Annotated in this window: 16 protein-coding genes; 2 read left to right on the top strand and 14 right to left on the bottom strand. The window is 53.5% G+C overall.

The window, feature by feature from the left end; genetic code table 11:
- The 13 genes from ACR0MP_RS21275 to ACR0MP_RS21215 form a co-directional block, all read right to left on the bottom strand.
- Positions 1–5062 (bottom strand): malectin domain-containing carbohydrate-binding protein (locus ACR0MP_RS21275; RefSeq protein WP_480887797.1); only part of this gene is annotated, 5062 nt, incomplete at its 3' end.
- Between the two features lie 229 nt (positions 5063–5291).
- The gene (locus ACR0MP_RS21270; protein ID WP_480762347.1) at positions 5292–7025 is read right to left on the bottom strand and encodes an ABC transporter ATP-binding protein; all 1734 of its coding nucleotides are present in this window, start codon (positions 7023–7025) and stop codon (positions 5292–5294) included.
- A 71-nt stretch (positions 7026–7096) separates the two neighbouring features.
- A complete protein-coding gene (locus ACR0MP_RS21265) occupies positions 7097–8308 on the bottom strand; it encodes a nucleotidyltransferase family protein (RefSeq protein ID WP_170737452.1) in 1212 nt (403 codons plus the stop codon).
- A gap of 130 nt (positions 8309–8438) precedes the next feature.
- The gene (locus ACR0MP_RS21260; protein WP_480762343.1) at positions 8439–9569 is read right to left on the bottom strand and encodes a glycosyltransferase family 4 protein; all 1131 of its coding nucleotides are present in this window, start codon (positions 9567–9569) and stop codon (positions 8439–8441) included.
- A complete protein-coding gene (locus ACR0MP_RS21255) occupies positions 9563–10756 on the bottom strand; it encodes a glycosyltransferase (protein WP_170737450.1) in 1194 nt (397 codons plus the stop codon). The genes ACR0MP_RS21260 and ACR0MP_RS21255 overlap by 7 nt, the downstream gene beginning before the upstream one ends.
- Positions 10753–11631, bottom strand: a complete 879-nt coding sequence (locus tag ACR0MP_RS21250) for a glycosyltransferase family 2 protein (protein WP_170737448.1) — start codon at positions 11629–11631, stop codon at positions 10753–10755. The genes ACR0MP_RS21255 and ACR0MP_RS21250 overlap by 4 nt, the downstream gene beginning before the upstream one ends.
- Positions 11628–12566 (bottom strand): sulfotransferase family protein, encoded by a 939-nt coding sequence (locus tag ACR0MP_RS21245; protein ID WP_480762339.1) that lies wholly within the window; start codon positions 12564–12566, stop codon positions 11628–11630. Before ACR0MP_RS21245 ends, ACR0MP_RS21250 begins: the two co-directional genes overlap by 4 nt.
- The gene (locus tag ACR0MP_RS21240; RefSeq protein ID WP_480762337.1) at positions 12538–13905 is read right to left on the bottom strand and encodes an O-antigen ligase family protein; all 1368 of its coding nucleotides are present in this window, start codon (positions 13903–13905) and stop codon (positions 12538–12540) included. The genes ACR0MP_RS21245 and ACR0MP_RS21240 overlap by 29 nt, the downstream gene beginning before the upstream one ends.
- 7 nt (positions 13906–13912) lie before the next feature.
- Entirely contained in the window at positions 13913–15031 is a 1119-nt protein-coding gene (locus ACR0MP_RS21235) for a glycosyltransferase family 4 protein (protein ID WP_170737441.1), read from the bottom strand.
- Positions 15013–15939, bottom strand: coding sequence for a sulfotransferase (locus tag ACR0MP_RS21230; RefSeq protein ID WP_170737439.1), 927 nt, complete (start codon positions 15937–15939; stop codon positions 15013–15015). The genes ACR0MP_RS21235 and ACR0MP_RS21230 overlap by 19 nt, the downstream gene beginning before the upstream one ends.
- A 33-nt stretch (positions 15940–15972) precedes the next feature.
- Entirely contained in the window at positions 15973–17106 is a 1134-nt protein-coding gene (locus ACR0MP_RS21225; protein ID WP_480887802.1) for a glycosyltransferase family 4 protein, read from the bottom strand.
- 104 nt (positions 17107–17210) lie between these two features.
- Positions 17211–18176, bottom strand: a complete 966-nt coding sequence (locus ACR0MP_RS21220) for a methyltransferase domain-containing protein (RefSeq protein ID WP_480893900.1) — start codon at positions 18174–18176, stop codon at positions 17211–17213.
- A 2-nt stretch (positions 18177–18178) separates the two neighbouring features.
- Positions 18179–19222 (bottom strand): glycosyltransferase family 4 protein, encoded by a 1044-nt coding sequence (locus ACR0MP_RS21215; protein WP_170737434.1) that lies wholly within the window; start codon positions 19220–19222, stop codon positions 18179–18181.
- Positions 19223–19632: 410 nt separating this feature from the next.
- Between ACR0MP_RS21215 and ACR0MP_RS21210 the strand changes: the two genes are divergently transcribed.
- Entirely contained in the window at positions 19633–20610 is a 978-nt protein-coding gene (locus ACR0MP_RS21210) for a UDP-glucuronic acid decarboxylase family protein (protein ID WP_170737432.1), read from the top strand.
- An 18-nt stretch (positions 20611–20628) separates the two neighbouring features.
- Here the strand turns inward: ACR0MP_RS21210 and ACR0MP_RS21205 are convergent, their stop codons facing one another.
- On the bottom strand, positions 20629–21606 hold the full coding sequence (locus tag ACR0MP_RS21205; protein WP_480762329.1) for a replication initiator protein A: 978 nt from the start codon (positions 21604–21606) through the stop codon (positions 20629–20631).
- Between the two features lie 452 nt (positions 21607–22058).
- On the opposite strand from ACR0MP_RS21205, the gene ACR0MP_RS21200 reads away from it, so the two are divergent.
- Positions 22059–23450, top strand: coding sequence for an AAA family ATPase (locus ACR0MP_RS21200; protein ID WP_480887806.1), 1392 nt, complete (start codon positions 22059–22061; stop codon positions 23448–23450).
- Positions 23451–23537: the final 87 nt, after the last annotated feature.

Here is a 23537-nt window from a genome sequence, read left to right as displayed (position 1 = left end):
CGAGTTGAACAATCTCGACTCCATTGATCAGCGGGTTTTCGATGACACGCTGGAAGTCGATATCGATGGTGCCATCGGACACCTCTCCGATCCACTCGAACATACCGCCATTGCCCTTGCCCAGAGTACCTGCAAGATCAAGGTCATCAAGGAAGAGCTGATCTTCGACCAGTACATCAAACTGCCGGACACCTGGGTTATAGTAGCTTTCACCCATAAAGAGACGGACTGCATAAGTGCCAGATTCTAGCGTGCCATCGCCAAACTCAAGGCCCATTTCCGAGCCACTTGACGGATCCCAGCGCTCCTGTCTGAACAGGTCCGTCGGAACTTCTGTCGCATCCACTCCGGAATCCAGAGAAGAGACATTGCCGGTGTAGATGTTCGTGGGCCCGCCCACAACGGCTGACGCATCTGCGATCCAATCCCCTCCGCCGTCAACAGCCGTCACATTGGAACTGCCCGCATTCCACCGATACAAAATCGTGCTACCACCCGGTGCCGGGATATCATTGACAGTGATACCAAAATTCGATGTGACATCCGGATTGACCCCGTCAGAGGCAGTGATCGTGGCGGTATAAACGCCGGTTGGCGAGACATCCGGTGTGGACCAGCTGAAATCGCCGGTACCGTCGCCATTGTCAGTAAAGCTGTATCCAGTGACCGGCGTGCCGCTGGAATCCTCCAATGTCACGGACAGCGTGATCACATCACCCGCATCCGCATCCGTTGCCACAACCTGGGCCACCGCCGTCTCAAGCTCGTCGACGACCAGATCGGACACTGCAGTGATCACAGGCGCCTGATTGGGGGGATTCAGCGGATCAACGGTCGCCGTAATTGTAGAGGTAGTCGGAGAACCGCCCTGGCTCCACCACAGAGTATAGCTTCCAGCGCCAAGAGGCGTTGCAAATCCGATCGTGCTAAGCCCACCAGCATTCTCGATAACGCCATCAGCCATATTGGCCAAAAGATCACTTCCGATGCCGAATTCATCGTAAATCACCCCACCCAGCAGATTTGAGGCATCAGGGTTCGCCGGGCTTTCAGTAAACTGCGTGCCCGCCTGCATGCCAAGGAAGGTGGCGTTGGTGATGTTCACATCGTAATCGGCATAGTCACTCAGGGTCAGAGAGGTAAGCACATGGTCCGTTGGGACAACAATCGTGACATAGTCGTAATCCCGCGTCGGATCACCATCCTGAGTAGAGACCAGAACCGTGTCGCCTTGCGTCAGATTGACGACAGTCGGATTCAGACCATCATCCGAGAAATCTCCGACGTCTGTCCCGTTTGCGCTGTCTTCGAGGTCATCGATCGTGACGGTTGCTACGGCCGTTCCGATTGTGGCATTCGCCCCACTGACGCTTGTCACGTGAAGCTCGAACGCCTCCTGGCCTTCTATCTCGGCATCGGGCAGCAGGTCGACGAAAAGGTCGAGCGTGGTCTGACCCTCTGTGATCTGACCGCTGCCGGAATAGAAGCCGGTTACAGCATCATACGCCAGGCCGGCGGATGTGTAGTCCAGTTCTGGAGTTGCGCCGCCTGTGACGGGGCGCAGTTCAAAGTTTACATCGATTATCTGACCGGGTGGAACCGCTGTTGCAGAAGTGATGCTGAGAGAGACAGTTCCATCTGTCTCGGAAAAATTCCCGGCATTGGCCGAGACGACCGGATCAACGGGCACCGTATCCAGCCTGACGATTTCCACGCCATTGATTTGTGGATTTTCAACAACCCGTTGGAAATCGATATCGATGGTTCCGTCGGTAACCTGACCCACCCATTCGAATACACCACCAACACCCGAACCAAGCGTTGAAACAAGATCCAGGTCGTCCAGGAACAACTTATCTTCAATTGATACGTCAAATGTTCGCAAACCGGTTTGGGTGAAATACGCCTCGCCCATCAGCAGTCGTACCGCATAGGCACCGGACTCAAGAGCGCCATTACCAAACTCAAGACTCATTTCGGCACCGCTGGAAGGATCCCAGCGTTCCTGTGTGAAGATGCCGGTTGGGATCGTGTATTGCGATGCGCTGGAATCCAACGTGGAGATGTTTCCGGTATAGATATTTGTGGTTCCACCCACCAGAACCGACGCGTCGGCGATCCAGTCTGGTCCGCCATCGACCGCAACCACGTTTGAGCTGCCAGCATTCCAACGATAGAGAACCGTACCCGTGGTTTCAACGGCGTCCTGACCAGAAACCTCAATCCAATCCCAGGATGCGGCGAAGCTGTCGTCCCCGGTTGGCGCGGATGAGACGAGGCCAACAACGGCACCAGTGATGTTGCCATTGTTGTCATACTGCCCAAGGATTGCATCTCTTACATCGTTAGGCAGTGGCAGTGCGGCTGTGCTCACCCAATCCGTGAATGCGCCATCGTTGACATAGCGTGCGCGCGCCGAGATTGTCTCGGCACCCAGTGTCAGGTCAACGTCAAACGCGACTTGCAGATTGGGGTCTGCGATGCCCCGTATAGGGTTTTCGATGCCGGGAATTTCAACAAATACCGTGTTCGGAACATCGTTCTCTTCAACCACAAGCTGCAAGCCAAATAGTGGCGTGCCACCACTTGCATCCACCGCAATGGTCGCTTCCACAAAGGTGCTCTGATCTCCGGGGCCGACCATCAGCCCGAATTTTTCACCACCATCCCAAGTTTTGGAGGCGTCCGTATTCGGCGTATAGCTGAACACGTTCAGCATTTCGCTCACGATTGAGATACCACTCAGATTATCCTGTATCTCGAACCCAATCCCCAGAACGTCGGCCTGGTCATTCGCGGTACCAACCGCATTGCCGGTATCTGCGACATCAATACTGACGAAGGTGGATGCCCCACCCAGATTCCAAATGCCTGGGTTATAAAGAGCAGGCGAGCCATCGGAAGTGATCTGCGGGTCAGTTCCATTGCGCCAGACCGCGTTAATTCCGATATCGCCGGCGATACTGTCACCGCTGGGAATGGCACCAGGAGGTGTGGTTGGTGTGCTCAGTTCGAATTGCCATGTCAGGGTTTCATTTGCCCCGACCACAACGCCGCGGCCATCCAGCGGATCGCCAACATGGCTGTCATTGGTGTTGTCCTGACCATCAAGGTCAAGATCTGTACTCGGGTCGGATGCCTGCCCTCCGGGAATAAAGAACGTCACGTTGTCAGCGCCATAGGTGCCCGCAACTATCAGCCCTGCAAAATCGTCGACCCCGTCACCGTCACTATCGATGAATGTGCCCAACCCGTTGTCGCCCAGGGCGGCGACTGTCAGCGGTGTCGATCCGAAACCGTTTATTGTCCCGAGACTCTGGACCGCATCCGTCCGCCCGTCACCATCGGTATCAATGGGCTTCTCAAAATAAAGATTTCCATCGAAGGAAGCGGCAACAATTACGCCATTCAAGGCTCCGTTGAAGTTTGTCGCCGTGTATTCCGCCAGACCGTTTGTAGAGGCCGCTACCGTTTTGAGTGAGCCATCAACACTGTCATCAAAAAGCTGAGACTCGGGGGAATAGAGTGTGCCGTCCTGAACGCTTGTGCCGTCATAATAAGCGGTCGGATCGCTGATCGAACTTCCCGGGTGAATCCAGTTATAGCCCGAGACAATGTCGTGAAGGTCTGCCGGAAGTCCGGTAGTGCCGGTCACGTCAACCCAATTCCCATCGCCCTGCTCCTCGTAGATTATCAGGAGCGCGGCGAGATAGGCCTGCGCCTCAGTCTCATTGGCAAAGATCACATCGCCATTGGTATTGAGAAGCGGATTGCCCGCACCAGGTATATAGTTTCCATCGGCATCAAATGTCGCTGCCAGAATAGCCGCTGCGGCTCGTATTGGAGAAGCAAATCCGCCATAGGGGCCAAATTCATCCGAGGTGTCCCCAGCATAGTGCAACTGGTCCCCGAAGCCCTGCGATCCTGATTCATTGAACAGGTTTGTCGCAAGCTCTTTTGTCCAATCCTGAACGTAATTTATGGCGTCGCCCGGAGTATCATCCACGAATGGAATCGGCTGGCCACCCCAGCCCGTGTTCGGTCCGTTATCCCAGGTAAAGACCTCACCCGCTTCAGTGACTTCCACATCATACGGATTACGGTATCCCGGAGAATGTATCTGCAGGGGATTGTCCACGAATTGCAGCTGTCCGCCGATGCTGACCAGAACCTTTTCAACAACCTTTGCTGCGTTCAGGCCGTTGTTGCCGCCTGCCCAATCGGGATTGAGCTCACCGTTTGTACCTGTCCCGTTGTCATCCAGAGTGAAGTTAGGAGCATCATTTGGATTCAGAATATTCAAGGTCGAAAGGTCGACATTTGGCCGCGTGGGGTCGTCCAGCGTCGCCAGATCCAGAATGAACGCTTCGCCATTCCCGTCCACCCGGACATCATAGCCTTCAAGGACAGTTAGATCGATCTTCAGGATCGTTCCGCCATAGGGATAATCGACCGTTCCAGCAAAGTTGTTCCCTGGCGCACCGTTGTTGGTGTTGGCACCGACTGCGACCCAGAGGATCTCGTGCCCGGTCACCGGATCAATCGCAATATCAAACCCGTTGACCGAGTGATTTTCTTCGGACCTGGGCAGACCACGCACAATGGCGATATTTGAAAGAACCTCACCCGTATCAGGGTCGAGGGTAATTTTGTGAATCTGGCTGGAGTTGGTGTCTAGGTTGGCATCGTTGCCTACTGCAATGCGCGAGTCGGATGAATTGACGTAAAGAACATCGTTTCCGTTTGCGTCCGTGGTCGTGATCAGCCCGGTCATTTGACGAGTGGTCATCGCGTTGACGGACCCATCATCATCGTAATTTTGGGTGTCTGTCTTTACATCATTGATAAGGGTCGAGTCTGTGACGACAAAGTCGGGCAGAGTATCAGCGTCGGGACCATCGGCCTGTCGCTCAATTTCCAGTCGCCATATACTGCCATCCTGCTGAGCAACGAATAGAACGGGATTCCCGGTTTTACTAAAATCCAGCGCTGTCGGATTGTTAACCGCCTCACCTTGCAAACCAGTAACGCCAAAAGAAATATCTGGATTAGAAAACGCCATCTAACACTCCACACACAAACACGGCAGAACGAAGGGGCGCAGGTCGAAAAATAGACCTGAGTTTGAGGTGGCACTCGCTACCCTTCGAGCCAAATACGTCTAAATTATGGTCTAAAAGAGTCCAAAAGTTAAGGTCTTTCAGCCGTTCTTCCGGCTACATTAGACAATTGTGAACAAAACCTGTAATTAATTCTATCTTGAAGAAAATACCCCGAGTACGACAACATTCTCAAACCGTTTCTCGATAGCTTCGCCCCTGTCGCTCGAATAAACCGGCATAGTGACCCTTAGCGGCGATAAGCTCATCGTGGGTGCCTTGCTCAATGATTCTACCGTTGTCCAGCACATAGGTGTAGTCCGCCATTCGCACGGTAGATAGCCTGTGGCTAATAATTAAAGCAGCACGGTTGCCAATCTTATCGCGAAAATTTTCGAACAGTTCGAATTCTGCATTGGGATCCATAGCACTTGTTGGCTCATCCATAATGATAAAATTCGATGCCGGAAAAAAAGCGCGAGCCAGCGCTATGCGCTGCCATTGCCCCAGACTCAGCTCGCGCCCGTTATCAAACATCCGGGTGAGCGGGGTGTCATATCCCTGATCCAGTGCGCTTATGAACCTGTCCGCATCTGCGCGACGAGCCGCCTCAAAAATTCCGGGGCTGTCTTCTGGTAAACGGACATCTCCAAAACGAATGTTCTCAGCTACAGTTGTGGCATAACGCGAATAGTCCTGAAATATCACACTGAATAGCCGGCGGTAGGCAACTGGATCAAACTCGCGGATATCCTTGCCGTCGAGTGTTATACGACCACGATTTGGATCATACAGCCTTGCCATCAGCTTAATCAGGGAGGTTTTGCCTGATCCGTTTTCCCCCACAAGGGCGACCACCTGGCCGGGTTTGACAGTCAGGTTGATGCCCTCAAGCGCAGGGACACTGTTGCTGGGATACTGGAACGTCACATTCTCAAAGTGCAGACCTGATGTGATCGGGGCGGGCAAAGATTTGGGTGCTGTTGGCGCTTTGATTTCAGGCTCGACCGACAGAAAACCGAACAACTGCCCCAGAAAAAGCTGATCATCATAAAGTTTGGAAACATGGCGGACGAATTCCTGCCCACTGCTTTCTGCCCGACGAAATAGTAGAACAAAGAGCACCAGATCGCCCACGCTCAAATCCCCCGCCAGCGTCCGCATTACCAGAAACGATACAGCGCCCGCAAAGATGAGCGCGCCCAACCCCGAAACCACAAGCTCGGCAATCGCCTTGCGTTTCTCAATGGCGTATTGCTCCTCGCGCATACGTTTTTTCAGGCTGGAATAAAGCTCTTTGAGATGGGTACCTAAATCGCCAAGCCGTAGTTCCTTCGCGTGGATATCTGAGGTGATCAGCCAATCCAGATAGCTCGCTCGCCTTTCAAACTGGGCGCGATCCTTCTGCCATTGGAAAAGGGCTTTGGTGAACTTCAAGCGGATGAACAATACCGCCAACATGGCTACCAGAATGGCCGGCAGCAACCGCCATTCGATGCCTGCAAGCATCACAAGAATAGCAACCAGATAGAGTACACTTTTGAAAATCAGCAGAACAGTCGAGATCACCTGTGCCGGTCGCTGCGAGCCTGCCGCCCGCGCCCGTTCGAGCAGATCAAAATAGGCCGGACTTTCGTAGAACCCCAGATCGACGCCGATGGCACGGTTGTGAATTTCACGATCGACATAGTCGGACACCAACATGCCCTGTGCTGTCCGCGCGAGGTTCGCCAGTGTCTGGATGGCCACCGCGCCCAAAAGACCTACGCCCGTGAGCACAAGATAAAGAAAGACCGGCCCCGTCTCGACCTCTCCTTCAGCGGCGAACTGGGTTGAAATCACATCTATGAGCAGCTTGATAACATAGAGCACACCGATGCCTACAACCACCTCGATGGCGGTCAGGACAGAGACGATCAAACTCATTTTCATGCTGCTGTAGCGCAGCAAGCGGAACACTTTGGGCCAGACTGTCAGGCCAGCTTTGACTTTCGACTTCACAGACCAGCATCTCGCTTGTGGGAAAATAACAGATGCCGCTTCAAAATGCCGAGCGGTTTGGAAACATAGTAAATCCACTGAAGCCCGCGCGGCAGGGGCCATGCCTCATATTCGTCATAGCCTGGCAAGACACGGGACAGGCGCGTCAGGATGCGCGCCCGCTTGCGTACTTCCGGCGACACCATCCACTTGAACGGCAGCCCTAGAAGCTCCTCACCCTCACGCAAGTCATATTCCAGCTGCAAATCCCCAGGCAGGTTTCTCAGGCAAACGGCGGCCAGCTCGGCACCCCGGCTGCCGCCTTTGGCCAAATTACTGGCATCGCCAGAAACCGCTATCTCATGCAGTTCCAGGCAAGCCTCGGCATTCGAGCGCAGACCCAACTCTGCAGCTCGTGCCAGTACTTTGTTCCGGTCGAAAGAGGGATCTGAAATGATCGCATCAAGATCTGCAATCCAGTGTAGGCGCGACCAGATGTGGCGAGTATTGTGATAGCAGACATAGCAAAAGAGATCGGCGGTCGGCATGACGCCGTAACGCAGTGCTTCGTCAGAGATCATTTCACGACGCTGCAATGTCTCCCCAACTTCAAAGAGTCCGAGCCTTTTGTCGATATTCCAATGTACCTCGATCGTTATATTATTCGGCGTCACAAGCGTCGCCACAGTCTTATAGTTCAGAATGGCCTCGAGATCGCGATTGCTGATCTGACATCCCTTCAGGTCGTTCCCATCGGCGATCTGATAGCCCTTGGACAGCGCCTGGTGCACAAGTTTTCTCTGATCATCGCGCGACATAAGAATGTCTACATCGCGCGCAAAGCGCAGACCCGGATCATCATAATAGCGCGCAGCAAGGCTGGGCCCCTTGAGATAGACATGGGCCAGATCGAGCGGAGCCACGCAATCATTATGAAACTTCCGCTGCGCGGCCAGAACACGCAGCGCGCCAAAAGTAAGGGGCAAAACCTGCGCGCGCATGGCATCAAGCATGTGGCCATAGGTCTCGTCCAGCTTTAAGCTCTGCAAATTGCGGTAGACAAGCGGTAGGCTGAACTTGCGCAGAGCGATATCCGTGAGCTTCGGCCAGTCCTGGACGCGCGCGCAAAGCACGCGCGCGCGGTCCATGTCTTGAGGCGGAATAACAGCCCGGGATAGAAACAGAAGCGCATCGCAAATCGGTGCCGGAATGGACTGCATCTGTTCCATTCAGACCTCGAGTTCCGGCGTGGCCAAATCGCCCTGCGCCTGAGCGAGGTATTTTTTCACAAACGAGCGGAAAAATATTGTCGTCCCTGATCTTCCTGAAGTTCTATATTGTATAATCAAATTCCTGCCCTCAGCGCCCCACATCAATAAACAAATCCTGTAGCTCTCTGGCACACTCATCCCATGAGAAAAGGCCCGCACGTTCCAGGCCTTCCGCAATTTTTGCCTCTCGCTGGGCCGTATCCGTGCAGATGGAATATATGGCCTGTGCAATCTCGGCAACGTTTTCTGGGTCAACAAGCAGACCCGCATCTCCAGCCACTTCCGGCAGGGATGACGTGTTCGATGTGATCACCGGCACGCCCGAGGCCATTGCCTCGAGCACTGTCAGCCCAAAACCCTCATAGAGCGAAGGGTGGATATAGAGCGACGCCCGCCGATATAATGCCCGGAGCTGTTCGTCGGTCACATAATCCAGCAGGTGAACGCGGTTCATCAGGCTACCGTCATCCAGTTCTCTGAGCACGGTTTCGGTTTCCCACCCCGCACCACCAACCAGAACCAGATGATGGTCAATCGTATCTTGCACCTGCTTGAGCGCGCGTAGAACACCCTGTACATTCTTGCGCGGGCTGATCTTGCCTGCCGTCAGAATGACGGGCACATCATCCGGTGGAAGATTCAAACCCGCCAGGCAGGCCATATCGCTTGGCACGAAGAATTCCGGAGAAACCCCCTCTTTGATCACGCGGATGCGATCGGCGACATGAGCACCAAGATAGCCCTCAACCTCGTCTGCTGTGGACTGCGAAACGCAGACGATCGCGTCGGCACGGGCTTCGGCCTGCCGCAGGCTTTTCTCCATGATCCAGGGCTTGGTATTGGTGAAATACTCTGGATGTGTAAGTGGCCCCAGATCATGAACCGTCACCACGTAAGGTTTCCGCGTGGCAATCGCATATCCCAACGAGACCGCATGGACCACATCCACGGGCCCGCCAATCAACCGCTCCAATGTAGGCATATCGAGATAATGCCAGGCCAACGGTGTCAGTCTGCGCCCCAATTTAACCAATTCAAGCCCTGTATCCGCCTGCAGGGCAGACAGTTTTTCGGGCGACAACGAGGACCAAGCCGCCACGGGCCGGATGGCAAGATCATCGAGCTTGCACAACCCCTTATACATTTCATGCGCGTAACGGGTGATGCCATGCCCTTGAGATGTCGCAAACTGGTTTGAAAAATAGGCAACATTTAACACTGCACGCTATGCCTCTGCTGCTGATTTGAAATATCCGGAAAAAATCGCTTTATGATCGTGTCCACCTTCGCCTGCCAGCTGTGTCGGGCGGAAAATGCAGATACTGCGGCTTTCTGATTGTCCGTGTCAGCCATGATAACCTCAATCGCAGGCGCAATGTCTGCTTCTGTTCCGATCTGCGTTACAGGCGGGTGTAGCGCATCGAATTCATCATGGGCGGTTGAGAGCACGGGAAGGCCGGCAGCGGTATACTCATAAAGTTTGAGCGGGTTTTGTCCGCGATAAACCTCTTGCCGCCCGCGGTCATAGAGCATCACGCCGATATCTGCAGCCTTGAGGTATGCGGGTAAATCGGGCGGAGCTTTCGGACCCAAAAGCGAGACCGTGCTGGGCATCTGGTTCGCCAGATCGTGCGCCCATTGCGCCTGTGGACCGATCAGTATCAATGATCCACCTCGTGCCCCCATTTCTTTGGCAAGCGCCCCAAAAAGGCCCGGGTCGCCCTTTGCCAGCACACCGCACCAGACAGCTCGGGGGTGGGGCAGATGCGCGATCTCATCCGGGGCGGCAATTTCAGTGCGATAGATTTCCAGCTCGGCCCCCTGCCCCAAGACCGTCACCTTGGCGGCAGGAATGCCCAGATCTTCTACCAGATAAGTTTGCAGGCTTGTGCCAATAACGTAGACTGCGTCCGCCTGCGCATAATCCCGACGCTCCAGCGGTACAACCGCTGCACCCCGAAAAGCCGGATAGTAATCCACGACATGAAAGATGACCCGTGCTTGGGGAAAAATCTTTTTCAACGCCGCAACGCTGCCCGGCACGGTAGTCCATATGAGGTCGGGTTCAGATCTCCCCTGCCCGGTTACGCAAGTCCGGAGCGACGGCATCATAAGTCTATATTTCAAATAAGACGCGTTGGAGGTGTTCAGGGGCCAGACATCACGAACCGGCACGGGCGTGGCCAAATTCAGGACCCGCACCCTTCTGTCTGTGTACGGAGCCTTCTTCCACTCCTGCACATAGCCCTTTCCGCGCAAGAGGTGCACTGGATCAAGCGGGTTTTCCAGATAGCTCACATCAAACCCGCGCTGCCCAAACAACCGGGCCAGAACCTTGGTCGAGCACTGGATGTCCGAACTCCATAATGTCGGTCGGTGGAACAGGATATGCGGGGCCAAAGTCATTCGGCGGCAGGTTTTTGCGGGTCCGATGCCGCTGTCAAAACAGACGTACCCGCCCACATCTCATTAAGGTCTTTATCAAGTTGCTCCCGTGCGATCGCGTTCTGCCGATCCCAGACAACCGCATTCGCCCTGAAAATTGCTGTGGCTGAATGTGCGGCCGAGATAAAGCCCGGCGTACCATCCAGAAACCCGCGCTTTACCAGATATTTGCGGACAAATTCCGCGAACGGGCGCCCCACTACATCAATCCATTTGACCGGGCGGCCACGACTTTCGACGCCTTTGGTAACCTCTTCCAGATAGGTTGCACTTTTGCGGATGCGCTTTTCAAAATTGTCTTCGTTGAAATGGATCATCAGCCCTTTCAACTGACCAATTCGCTCGGCGGGCGCATCTATCAGGCAACTTTCGTGGAACATGCCACCGAAGCGGAATTTGTCCCGCCGCGCCAGATGGACCAAATTCCAGTCCCGCCAACCACCACCCTTCATGGGACGGTGCATGAAATAGTTCAGCCGCCTATAGCGGTAGCCATCCTTTCCCATATCGGTAATGCCTTCATGGATTTCTTTGGCAAGTTCTGGGCTGACGCGCTCATCAATATCCATATGCAGCAACCAATCGCTGGAGGCTGCATCAATCCCCTTGTTGCGCTGATGACTGAAGTATTCGCCTTCCTCGCGCGGACTTTTGAGGAATTTGACCTTGTTGCCATAGGCGTTCGCAATCTCTTCGGTTCGGTCAGTTGAGCCGTCATCCACGATAACGATCTCATCGACCCAATGGGCGAGATTTTCCAGAAAGCCACCGATGTCCCGTTCTTCGTTATAAGAGATCGAGACAACTCCAAGACTTGGACATTTGGTATTATTCATTTTTTTGTAGCCCGCGGCGCTTTGAGTTTCAGATAAACAGGTCGGACCACCCGGTCGCGCATGCGGACCATGCGTTTTTTGATACGGGTCTTCAGATCGGGCTGCATGGCGGCAATAGTGGCTGCCGTCGGTTTGTGCGGATTGATCAGTTCCAGATCCTGATAGCCGAAGGCCTTGGCAATCTGACTGACCGAGTGGTCAAGCTGCAGCGTGTAATTCTCGTTGGCCATCCATTTCTCCTTCGAGGAGGTATGAACCGCAGAGCCGATCTCGTCCTCGTATTCGACGCCAACAAACTCACACAGATCCGCCAAACCCTGTTTCGGATCCGCGATAATGTCCTCGTAGCGCACCAACTTGAACGTCTCCGGTGGTAACATGGACTGGATGCTCAAAAGGTTGCGCTGGATATTAAGCCAACCGAACTGGCGCCTCTCTGCATTGGTCGAAAACAATTCATGAGCAGAATATTGGACCGCCAGTGGATTGCGCACGAGACCGATGATCTTCACATCCATCTCCGTGCGGTCTACCCATTCCAATAGCAAGCTGAGAGCGCACCATTCTGCAAGGATTTGTGGTGATTTCTCAAAGAAAACCGGCTGGGCAAAGGTCTTGCACAACGCGTCCCAGCCTTCAAAAATCAGTTCCGTGTCATTCTCCGGAGGCTCATAATCAGGCATATTGCCCTTGAGCGTATCGATCAGATAAGTGCGCGCATTCTCGCGTGAGCCATAACCAGCATATGGCTTGAAACCCGAATAGAGCATGTCAGGCCGGTTCAGAACCACGGACGCCTTCAGCCAATGATGGGTCTCAAAATACGTATGGGGCGAATAGTCGACATGACGGATGCCCGAGTGTTTGCACAGCTCATCCTGCAGCATGGTTGAGCCAGAGCGTTTGTCAGACAGTAATATGACGACCGTAGGCATGTCCTGTCTCCTTGTCTGTTGAGGTATTCGAATAAACCGGGAAATGCCTGAGCGCGGCTAGCAAGCCAAAAATAAAATAGAACATCATAGCCCCGCGTGGCTGGGACACCATAGCGTGACCAAAAATTGCCCACGGGGCTATTCCAACCACAGAGGCCAATAAAGCCTGACTGAAATACTGACCAATGCCTGAACGCCTGCCCTTCACATGTTTGAGTGCATAAAAGAACGCACTCGCCAACAGGAACATATGGAGCAGCGCTGCGCCCATTCCGTTTGCATAATAAGACACAGCAAACAGCGCGTGATTGGCTTTACCTGCAACCTCAGGCACGACCGCATTGGACTTCAGGATGGCAATACCCTGCCCCGCTACAAGAAACGAAGGATGTTCAAAGATGTGTTCAAACGGTTCTACATAGGCAAGCAGGCGTTCGGATTCGCGCTCGTCTTCAAGAGGATTTTCAAAGATCGCCGCAGATCGGTTAGTCAGACGGTCAAAAAAGAAAACCTCAGAATTGACGCCGACCATCATGACCAAAAGGATTCCAAATCCGACAGGTCGAAGGATGCCCTTCTTAATTCTATTGAGGCCGAGAAACACTGTGAAAAGAACAATTAGTATGGCTCCCAGGATCGGCCCCCGGGAATAGCTCATCAACACACCCATGGGGGCCAGAAAACACGCGATCATCGCCACGGTTCGCCAGCGCCCAATCGGTTTGGGCCAACTGTAGAGCAGGGCAGCAAGTGGCCACGACAGATTAATGAAACTGGCCCCCAAAATGGAGACCCCCACCAACGTCCGCCCCCGCACCCCGGTGTCACCCGAATCCAGGTAGGATGCGGCTACCTGCCGCCCCGCAGGATCAAGGAAGGTATTTTCCAAGACAAACCGTACTACGAAATTTCGAGTTTGTGGGAGGGAAGTCAAAATCATCAGTGAGGCCGTGACAATCACCCCAAGCGCGGCTGCCTTGATCACAAGCTCAAGATCTTCGGGCGTTCTGATAAGCTGTCCGGTCGCATAAAAGACTAAAAATGCGAGTGTCATACGCGCCGCCTGATAAACATGCTCAAAGATTGAGCCAGTATAAATGAAGCCCACAAATTCCCCGATAATCGTGAAGGAAAACAGGGCCAGAATAATCCACTGGAATGGTCTGCCACCAGGCCCAAAACCGTGTCGCCGGCTGGCGTAATAGACAATCAGAACAATAATAATATCAATGAAATACAGCGGTACAGGACCCACCCGGACATTCATCTTGGGAACGGCAGTCAGCATAAAAACAAAAACCGCCATTGCTATTGTACCGTGGGAATACTGCTTAAGCATGGCCGCTCTACCGCGCTGCGGCATGATAAGCCGCAATATATTTCTCGGACATCAGTCGCTTGTCAAAAGATTCAGCACGACGGAAACCAGCCTCTCCCATGTTCTGCCGTTTCTGCTCATCGTCAATCAGTTCCATCAAGGCCCCTGCAATCGCCCGTGGTTCTGTTGGCGGCACAAGCAGAGCACACTCCCCGTCGGTTCCCACAACCTCGCGCAATCCTGCAATGTCGGACGCAACTACGGGCAATCCGGCATTCATCCCTTCAACTGCAGCCAGACCGAACCCTTCCCAAAGTGACGTCATCAAAAAAATATCCGCCTCCTGCAAAAACGGGCTTACATCGGTGACATGCCCCTCAAAGCGCACTGGCGTTTTTACGGTCGCCGCCCTAGCTTCCAGATCAGCCCTTAGGTCACCATCACCGACAATACTGTAATCGCACTTGTTTTCAGGTATCAACGCAAGGGCCATAATTGCCGCCGAATAATTCTTTGCTTGGCGCAAGCCGCCCACAGAAACGATTTTGACTCGATCTGAGGTGGTCCGCTTAGTGAAATCATCAAATCTCAGATTGGCGCCGTTCAGAATGACCTCTGCTTTGTTCGACAAAGTCGGATAAGCGGCCACCAAGCTTTCCAGCGTACCATCACTGATACAATAAATTTTTTCGAACTGTTTATAAATCAGCGGGTCGACAATCCTCCCCACAAAGGATCCGCGGCGGTTGTTGGATGTACTATGTTCCGTAAAAATCACCGGACAGCGGATTGCACCGCTCTTTCTGAGACCGGCAACCCAAGCGCTGGTTGGAAAGAGGTGTGCATGCACAACATCGGGCTGCGGGGTCATCGCGCGCAGGTATTTGCGCAAAGCCAGAATGCCCCCTGGCTTGTAAGGGCTCGAAACCCCCAAAGATACGGCATTGCGCAGCCCGGCTGTCTCGCAACGTTCCAGCGCGACGAGATGCGCATCGACACCAGATGCAAGCAAATCCAGGTGAAGATCCTTAACAAGCCGCTCTGCTCCCCCCCCATGATAGCCGAAACTATTTATAATCTGCACAACTCTCACGATATCTTCACTGTCTTTCTTGTTTCTTCGTGTCTCTACGTTGTATTGCACCACTCAGACAGATCCTTACCGACAATATTAGATAGCTTCTCGATATCGTCTCGGTAGAATTGCGCTAGAAATGCCTTTGTTTGCGCGTCCATTTCCGGGCGCTCCAGAGTTTTAGAGAAAATCAAAGACCGCACTTTCACTTTGGCCGATTTAGGTATCAGAGCCTTTATTCTCTTCAATCTTGCGTGCTTTGAATTCAGCGCCCGGATCATCCACTTTGCTTTTGCAGCGCCGCCTTTTTGTGCATGAATTTCACGAACGACAAAGCTGTCATCGATCTTCAGCCAACCAAAAATATCCATCATTGTTTCCGCGGGAGCGCGGTTTAGATCATCAAACAACACCAGCTTGATCCGACCCCGCCCGAATTGAGCGATCCAAGGTGCAAGCAACTCGGCTTGAAGCCCCTTGTTCAGTTTTGGAACGTTGATCTTACTCAGGATCTTTTTGTCCAAATAATCCGACGCATAACGTGCAACGTAATCAGCAAAATTGCCGGTCTCAGTTCCATCGCGCAAAAACAGAAGATACTCGGAGAAAAGGCGATCCACTGGGTTGCGCAGACAGATCAGAATGCGCGCCTCAGGACAATCTTTGAAAATTTCAGCCGCGGTATCAGGATGGTAGATATAATGTGAGGCTTCGCCCACAATTTTTGCCCCCCTCACATTCTGAAACAGGCTTTGATAGGTCTCACCTGTCCGGTATTTTCCCTTTTTCAAGAATGTCTCCAGGAAATCCCTGTCTTCGGGTGACGGGTCTTTAATATTGCGAAATGCTTCAGCCAGATAGTATTCTGGTTCCTTGATTGGGGACATGTAGATATCCGGATGCTGTTCGAGCATCAGGTTCAGACTTGTAGACCCGCATCGCATGCCGCCGATGACGAAAAAGTTTGGCTGTGTGAACATCAATAAACCTCTGAAAAAACCGAATATATGTCATCACCTGAATTTCCGCAAAAAATCCTTCAGCCCCGTCGGTATTCGGTGTCGCCAGTAACCAGGAAAATTGGGGTCGGGCCTGAACGCGCACCACGGGCGGGGTGTCCAGTCCGGTGCGGATTCCGACATCACATCATGGATCAGGGCGGCATAAGCATCGGCAGCAACCTCATTTGTATACCGCGCCCGCGCTTCAGCACCCACAGCCCGGCTAAGCGCCGCGAGCTTCGCTCGATCACGGTGCAGGGCCACGATGGCGCTGGCAAAACCCTCCGCGTCCCCCAGTTCCTCGATAAACCCCGTGCGTCCTGTCTCAACCAGGAAATCGGTAATGCCTACGATCCGACCACAAACCGGCACGCATCCGGCCATCATCGCTTCTAGAAGAGCGTTCGGACAGCCTTCAAAATGCGAGGTGAAGAGATAGATATCAGTCTTGCCCAAAAATTGCGGTATCTCCGCAGGGGTGAGCGCTCCCATAAATTCAACGCGGCCCTCGGCCAGATGTGAGGCCATCGCCTCTTGCAGCCGCGCCCGGTCCACGCCTTTGCCCGCAATCCGCAATCGGAACGGCACCCCTCCCGCTCTGAGCGCATCAGCAATGGCGGGCAGATACATCACCCCCTTCTGGTTATGCTCGAGACGACCCAGAAACCCCAGTTCCAGTTGCGCGCCAGTGCCACGCTCAGATTGAGCTGCGGCCTCGAACTTGGCCGCATCGATGCCGTTGGGAATAAGCGCAACTTTCGCGGGGTCAGCGTCGTAATCGGCGACGAGGTCATCACGTAATCGCGGAGTTAGGGCTATGATCCGGGCCAAACGCTCCCGGCCTGACATAGTGATGCGATAGCCGTGATCAAACGCATTAGCGCAACGCGAAAAAACCCGCATATGTGTGGGTAAATGCGGGATTGCAGACAATATACCTTCGGAGTTTATCGCCATGACACAGTCTATATCGTTGTCTGCGCACCACTTCGTGAAAACCTGCGCCTGCCGTTTCATACTCAGAGAAGCCGGGGCCAATTGAACACAGCCGTCATCCACATAGGCGTCTTCCCAGAGCTGTGCTTGCGGCTTTCCTACGGTCACACAATAAAGCGAAACCCCCCGCGCCGCGAGAGCGGGGCGCATATTGCGGTAAAACGTGAAGGTCCCACTGTCTTTAGGCACGGAGCCGAAAGCGACTCTGATGGGCCTATCAAAACAAGCTGACGTCTCCGATTGAAAATCTGTCATCATGTATGACTAAAGCCCGAAACACCGTACCGAGCCACGACATCTGAAGGGTCGCATGCCTGCTGCTGACGCTTGCCATAAAAATATGTACAAGATGCTGCATCCAGGGCTTTTCGATTATGCTTAAAGATATGGTCCGCATACTTGACCCAGAAAAAAAGTGTTCGTGCAATCAAAGCCAGCCCGCTGGAGATTCGGGCATTCTGTGAGAGCATTCTGACGAAATCAACAATTTGCCAATTGAGATTTGTACCTGGCCCAGCGACCATCCCGGTCTCGATCTCTGCAAATTTTTCATAAAGCCGTCGATGACCAGATAAAGTATAACGTGTAAAATCATAGGCCCCTTCATGAACACCTTGCAGAAACGGTATCTCTGAGTAGATAAACCCATCATCTTTGAGCACACGATGCATTTCTTCAGCGACTTGGTCCGGGCGGATTACATGCTCCATGACTGCTGTTGTAATGATTCCATCAAAGCTTCCGGATTTAAACGGGAGCTCGTGAGCATCGCAGAAGATATCCGCACTTGCGCCCTTGTCGACATCGCAGAAAACGAAAACCGTGTCATCATCCAAAAAATGCTTTTTTAGTTGTGCTTCCTGATTGCCGCAGCCGACAACCAAAACCACCCTACCTGATTGGCCATAATCTTTGGCAATCGTTCCGAACATCCGTTCACGCGCCAAGTTAAGTGAGCGTGATGGAACGATATTCTTGATCCTTGTTCGCAAAGTCTTTTTCTGGGCCGCTGGACCCCTTCCTCCGGTTTCCGTTTTATAGGCGGATCGTGGAAAAAGATCGTTGGTATTACTCATCAGAACCGGGATTGAATTGCAGTTGATGCTCTCGTTCCCACAATCGCCACACACCAATACCCCGCTGGCAGAAAGCGTTAATTCTCCGCCGCACTCCAAGCATAGAAGGCTGGGTTGAAGTTCATTTATGGATAGTCTTTTCAAACCTATATCTTTCCGATTCTAAAAATGACTGATATCTGGTGGGCCAGAGCTTTTGTGCTGTAATGCCCTTCTATCTTGGCCCTACCATGCGTACCAAAGTTTCGTCTCTCGCCCTCATCCGCTATCAGCCGGGACAGGCTAGCGGTCCATTCCTTGTCTGAGGAAACCAAAAAACCATCCAATCCATCGGTGATCACATCACCATTGGCCCCTACCCTGCTTGCCACTACAGGAATGGATGTGGCCATATATTCCAGAGCCTTGAACGCGCATTTATAGATGTTGAACGGGTTATCAATAAGCGGATAGAGGCCAATGTCGAAATCGGCCACTGCAGCTGCTACCGCCTCGGGATCAGACCAGTTCACTTCATCCACTAGATCGAGTACCAGCCCGTCAATATCACCAAAGACCTCAGCCAGTTTTGGTTCGCCGCAGGCACCGACAATTTTAAGGCGGATGTCGTGTTTCGCGGCAAGACTGCGCAGCGGTGCTTCAAGAATCGAGGTCAGATCTTCGACATAATGGGCGCCGTTGCCGATCCAGCCCAGACACACTTGTCCCGCGTCACCTGCAGTGCGTGCCCTGTACTGATCCAGGCGAATGCCCGAGGGGACGAAATGCGCCCTACCACCCGCCTCTTGAACCAAAGTTTCCAGATTGCGGCTGCCGGCAAAAACACCGTGCGCATCGCGCATCATGGTTGCCGCATTGCGTTGCGACACCTTACGCTCTGCCCGCGAGGGCGCATCATCGATATCGAAAAACACTCGCTTGCCCATAAGCTTAGCCATGCGCAACAAGGCAATATCATAGCGAGAATACTGCTTCTGGAAAATTAGGACATCGTGCTGCATCGTAACCGCCAACATCCGCAGGTAGTCTCGCCGGCGCGGCGCGTGATGGTAGGAAACACGATAGCCCAACGTCTCGAGTTCTTCGCCGATCCAATAGCCACGCACACGCGAGCTGGCCTTGTTGCGATCTCCCAGCAGAATAAACGCAACCCTGAGGTTTTGAGGGTCTGGAACGGAAGGTGTCGTCATGGGAGGGCCGGACCTTTTCCTTCGCCGGTATCAGTAAAAGTCGGCCTGAAGGTTGCTCTAGGCATGGCGCGCGCGCCAGCACCGTTTCGACCCTCCCAAAACATAATCCAACCTTTTACAAAACCGCCAACAAACCGCAGTCTGAACAAAAATTTGTACGAAGCACACCGAAAAATTTTGACACTCCAAACTTATTATCGAAAGCCGTGGCAAATGACACCAGGTATCCGGCTAAAACAAATACGCACCGCACAGAGCCTTGGGAAACCATAGCTCAGATAAATCACAGGACTGTCATGCGCTCGCTATCAAACCGGACCAGTCGGACTAGGTTACCCGGAATTGCAGCGTGACCAAACGAGAATCTATGTTAAGGCGGTGAAACAACACTTTTCCCAGGGCGACCGCTTATGAGTGATACAAGTATTAGCAATCCTACTTCCAAACGCATCATGGTTACCGGCGGTGCTGGATTTCTGGGCAGCCATCTGTGTGATCGCCTGGTCAAGGCCGGTCATGAGGTCCTGTGTGTCGACAACTATTTCACCGGACGGCGCGGCAATGTCAGCCATCTCATGAACGCACCCAATTTCGAGTTGATGCGCCACGACGTGACCTTTCCGCTTTATGTGGAGGTGGATGAGATTTACAATCTGGCATGCCCTGCTTCACCGATCCATTATCAGCACGATCCGGTCCAGACGACCAAGACGTCGGTGCATGGTGCGATCAACATGCTAGGCTTGGCCAAGCGTGTGGGGGCGAAGATCATGCAGGCCTCCACATCCGAAGTGTATGGCGATCCCGATATCCACCCCCAGCCTGAAAGCTATTGGGGCAATGTGAACCCGATAGGCGTCCGCTCGTGTTATGACGAAGGCAAACGCTGCGCCGAGACCCTGTTCTTTGATTACTACCGACAGCACAAATTGCGCATCAAGGTCGCCCGGATTTTTAACACCTACGGGCCGCGTATGCATCCTCATGACGGGCGTGTGGTCTCGAACTTCATCATGCAGGCGCTCAAGAACGAAGATATTACCATTTTCGGAGACGGTCAGCAGACACGCTCGTTCTGCTATTGCGATGATCTGATCGAGGCCTTTATCCGCCTGATGGCCACGCCAGACGATGTGACGGGCCCAATCAATACCGGCAATCCAGGCGAGTTCTCAATGCTGGAACTGGCAGAAGCGATTATTGAGCTGACGGGCACCAAGTCCAAAATCGTTCACAAACCCCTGCCGCAAGACGATCCCAAACAGCGCCAACCCGATATCACGCTGGCCAAAAAACACCTCGACTGGGAACCTAAAGTCCCCCTTCGCGAAGGCCTTGTCCCCACGATCGATTATTTTGAGCACCTCGTGAAAGCGGGCATCGCATGAGGCTGGGGTAAGGAGCGCCTAGTTCATTTTTCTGGCAACCCACCCCAGAAACGCCTTGTCGGCGTTTCGCGGAGGGGTGCGAGCGGCGAAGGCCTGCCATTCGGCTTCCAGCGCGTAGATGTCCGCACCGGGGGCCAGCCTGCGGGCTTCATCCAGCGTCTCGGGGGTCAGCGACAGCCTGCCGCCTTCATCCACCACCGTATCGCGACGCGTGACAGAGATGATGTCGCCGGGTTCTTCTTCCAGCTTGTAGTCCGGCAGATTGTCGGTGGCGATGATATCGCGCACCATAGCGCGGAAGACGCGCCGCGGGCTGGCGGAACCCGACTTCTTCAGCAGCACCTCCAATGAGACGCGCCAGCCTGATTGCTGACCGCAGTGTTTGCGCGCTAGCGCGTACAACCGCCTCTCCAACGGACGGCGGAGCGTAAAATACGCCCGGCTCAGCGTCAGAACCGAACGCGCCAGCACCGCCTCATAGATCCACTCGCTTAACGTGACAGATACCGAAACCATGCGCCCTGCCCGGGTTTTGCGTACGATTTCCCAGCGTTCAATCAGGCCAAAACCTGTCGTGATCTCGCGCTCACCTGTGACTATATTGGTCGTGATGCGAGTTCCCGCGAGCCGCTCAAAGGCCTCTTTCAAGCGGCGGTAGGCATCTCCGCTGGTTTCACGACCGGTGGCAAGCAGCAAGTCATGCGCTGTAAGCGTGAGCTGCCGCGATACAGCACGACCCGCGTTCAGCGCCGCCATCAGTTGGCTGATACAAAAGATCAGAATGTCGGCATCAAAGATCGTGGCCCGCCCTTTCACCGAGGGTGTCACAGTCACTGCCACATCATTGTGAGTATAGTTCAGAATGCGCCTATCTGGGCGCGTAGCCAGTGAAAAGAGCGGATGCTCCAGTGAAGCCAGATCATGTTTTGGACTAGCCGCAAAGAAGTCACATACAAAGAAATCGCCCGGGCCTGCCGCCGGTATGCCTGTCGTCATCTGCCTCTCCATCCGCCGGCTTGCCGGACTATGCATTACTTACATTTTTTGGTCGGGGAAGGACTGCTCGGCTCCCCTAAAATGGATTCGTCGTTTCATTGACACCCAAGTTATCCACAGGGTGAGCTCAGGTATAGTCTTTTACCCGCACAAATCGGGGGTTCAGAGTCAGCCCTTCGGGGGTTCAGAGTCGTTTTATCGGGGTTTTAGAGTCATTCTGAATACAAAAACCATAAATAAATGTTTTTATTCAATACCTTATAAAGGTAGTTTTTTACCTTAACTACAAATAACAAAATTTTAACACCATAAGCAGGCAAGAAACTGACCAAAACCGCGATTTGGCAAGGGATGTCCCTATTTTCATAGAAAAAATAAGGGAGTGTACAAAAAATCATCCATGCTACATATTTTGTGTAATCAGGCAGAAAACATGATACATGGAGGCATTGATGGGCAATAACGGCCAAGTCCCCTATCTAGGCATTTCATCAGATGATGCGCTGGCAAGTATGGAGGCGCCGATCAGCACAGAAGATCTCGCAGGAATTGCAAAAACATGCCGGAATGGTCGGGATATTCTTACTGCCTACAGGCAGAATACAACCGATCAGAAAACCCTGCGCCGCTTCTCGACATGGGAGATCACCAAATATCTCATCCCCGTGGCCCCGGCCCATTTCCGCCGGGTGCTGCGCCAGAACCCCGAGTTGCCACAAGGTCTGACGGAAACCGAAGGCGGTGCCAAATGGTTCACGCTCGATGAGGTGCTACATTTGCGAAATCACTTCGCGGCGGAAGGCAGCAAGCATCGCGACTACCTACCCTATCGCCCCCCCGGTTTGCCTGCCAAGATCGTGACCGTAGCCAATTTCAAAGGTGGTGTGGGCAAAACCTCAATGGCGGCTCATTTGGCGATGTCAGCTGCTCTGGATGGTTACAAGGTGTTGATCATTGATCTTGATAGTCAGGGATCAATGTCTTCGATCTTCGGCGGGCAAATCAAAGACAAATGGGAAACCGTCTTTCCTCTGTTTGCTCGCCATTACGGTGATCACTTGCGGCGGGACAACCAGTCGCGTCTGGATCGGGGTGAACCTCCCCTTCCCCTTGATGGCACCGTTGCCCAAGCCATAGAAATGACAGCCCAAGATGTGGTGCAGCGCACCCACTGGCCAAACATTGATCTTTTGGGCGCACAGTTGGATTTGTATTGGGTTGAATTCCAGGCACCAATCTGGCGCACCCAGGCGCGGACATGGAAGCTGTGGGATGCGCTGTCCGATCGGTTGGACGCAGATGGGATACTGCAGGAGTACGATCTTGTAGTCCTGGATACGCCCTCCTCTCTGGGGAATCTGACGATTAGCGCGCTGGCCGCCGGCGACATCCTGCTGGTACCCACGGGTGCCTCGTTCCTTGAGTTTGAAGCCACCGGTCGATTTTTTGACATGCTGCATACGACTTTTGCTTCGATTGAAGAGACCGAGAATATCGCCGCCCAGGCGCTGGGACATACGGGCCTGAGATTTAACTGGGACGCCGTGCGCGCAGTGATCACTCGTTTTGACAGCAGCAGACAAGCGGAAACCGCCGCCCTCATGCAGGGCCATCTCGGGACGGTGCTTTCCCCTTACCGTCAGGATTTCACGCCGCTTATTGGGCAGACAGACGAACAAGTCACGAGCGTCTACGAGACTGACTACCGGGATTTCAACCGCGAGGCTTACGCGCAGGGACGTCAGGCCTTTGATGCGACTTACGCTGGTTTCAAACGCCTGCTCCTTGGAGCCTGGCGCCGGGATGAGTTGGCCGCCGCCGAGAGAGCCCGTGACGGTGTATAAGCATCTCGCTTCCTTTCCGAATTGAGCCGGACCAGCCTTTAAGTTGACAGCTGTCAACTCGAACCGGTTGCCTCTGGTAGACTCTGA

The sequence above is a fragment of the Ruegeria sp. K3 genome (genome assembly GCF_056531845.1).
This window is presented reverse-complemented; position numbering and strand designations above follow the sequence as displayed.

Bases quoted from the DNA above. Each gene is read 5' to 3' on its own strand.
- ACR0MP_RS21270 (WP_480762347.1), bottom strand. From the start codon at position 7,025: ATGAGTTTGATCGTCTCTGTCCTGACCGCCATCGAGGTGGTTGTAGGC.
- ACR0MP_RS21265 (WP_170737452.1), bottom strand. From the start codon at position 8,308: ATGGAACAGATGCAGTCCATTCCGGCACCGATTTGCGATGCGCTTCTG.
- ACR0MP_RS21255 (WP_170737450.1), bottom strand. From the start codon at position 10,756: ATGACTTTGGCCCCGCATATCCTGTTCCACCGACCGACATTATGGAGT.
- ACR0MP_RS21250 (WP_170737448.1), bottom strand. From the start codon at position 11,631: ATGAATAATACCAAATGTCCAAGTCTTGGAGTTGTCTCGATCTCTTAT.
- ACR0MP_RS21245 (WP_480762339.1), bottom strand. From the start codon at position 12,566: ATGCCTACGGTCGTCATATTACTGTCTGACAAACGCTCTGGCTCAACC.
- ACR0MP_RS21240 (WP_480762337.1), bottom strand. From the start codon at position 13,905: ATGCTTAAGCAGTATTCCCACGGTACAATAGCAATGGCGGTTTTTGTT.
- ACR0MP_RS21230 (WP_170737439.1), bottom strand. From the start codon at position 15,939: ATGTTCACACAGCCAAACTTTTTCGTCATCGGCGGCATGCGATGCGGG.
- ACR0MP_RS21225 (WP_480887802.1), bottom strand. From the start codon at position 17,106: ATGCGCCCCGCTCTCGCGGCGCGGGGGGTTTCGCTTTATTGTGTGACC.
- ACR0MP_RS21215 (WP_170737434.1), bottom strand. From the start codon at position 19,222: ATGACGACACCTTCCGTTCCAGACCCTCAAAACCTCAGGGTTGCGTTT.
- ACR0MP_RS21210 (WP_170737432.1), top strand. From the start codon at position 19,633: ATGAGTGATACAAGTATTAGCAATCCTACTTCCAAACGCATCATGGTT.
- ACR0MP_RS21205 (WP_480762329.1), bottom strand. From the start codon at position 21,606: ATGACGACAGGCATACCGGCGGCAGGCCCGGGCGATTTCTTTGTATGT.
- ACR0MP_RS21200 (WP_480887806.1), top strand. From the start codon at position 22,059: ATGGGCAATAACGGCCAAGTCCCCTATCTAGGCATTTCATCAGATGAT.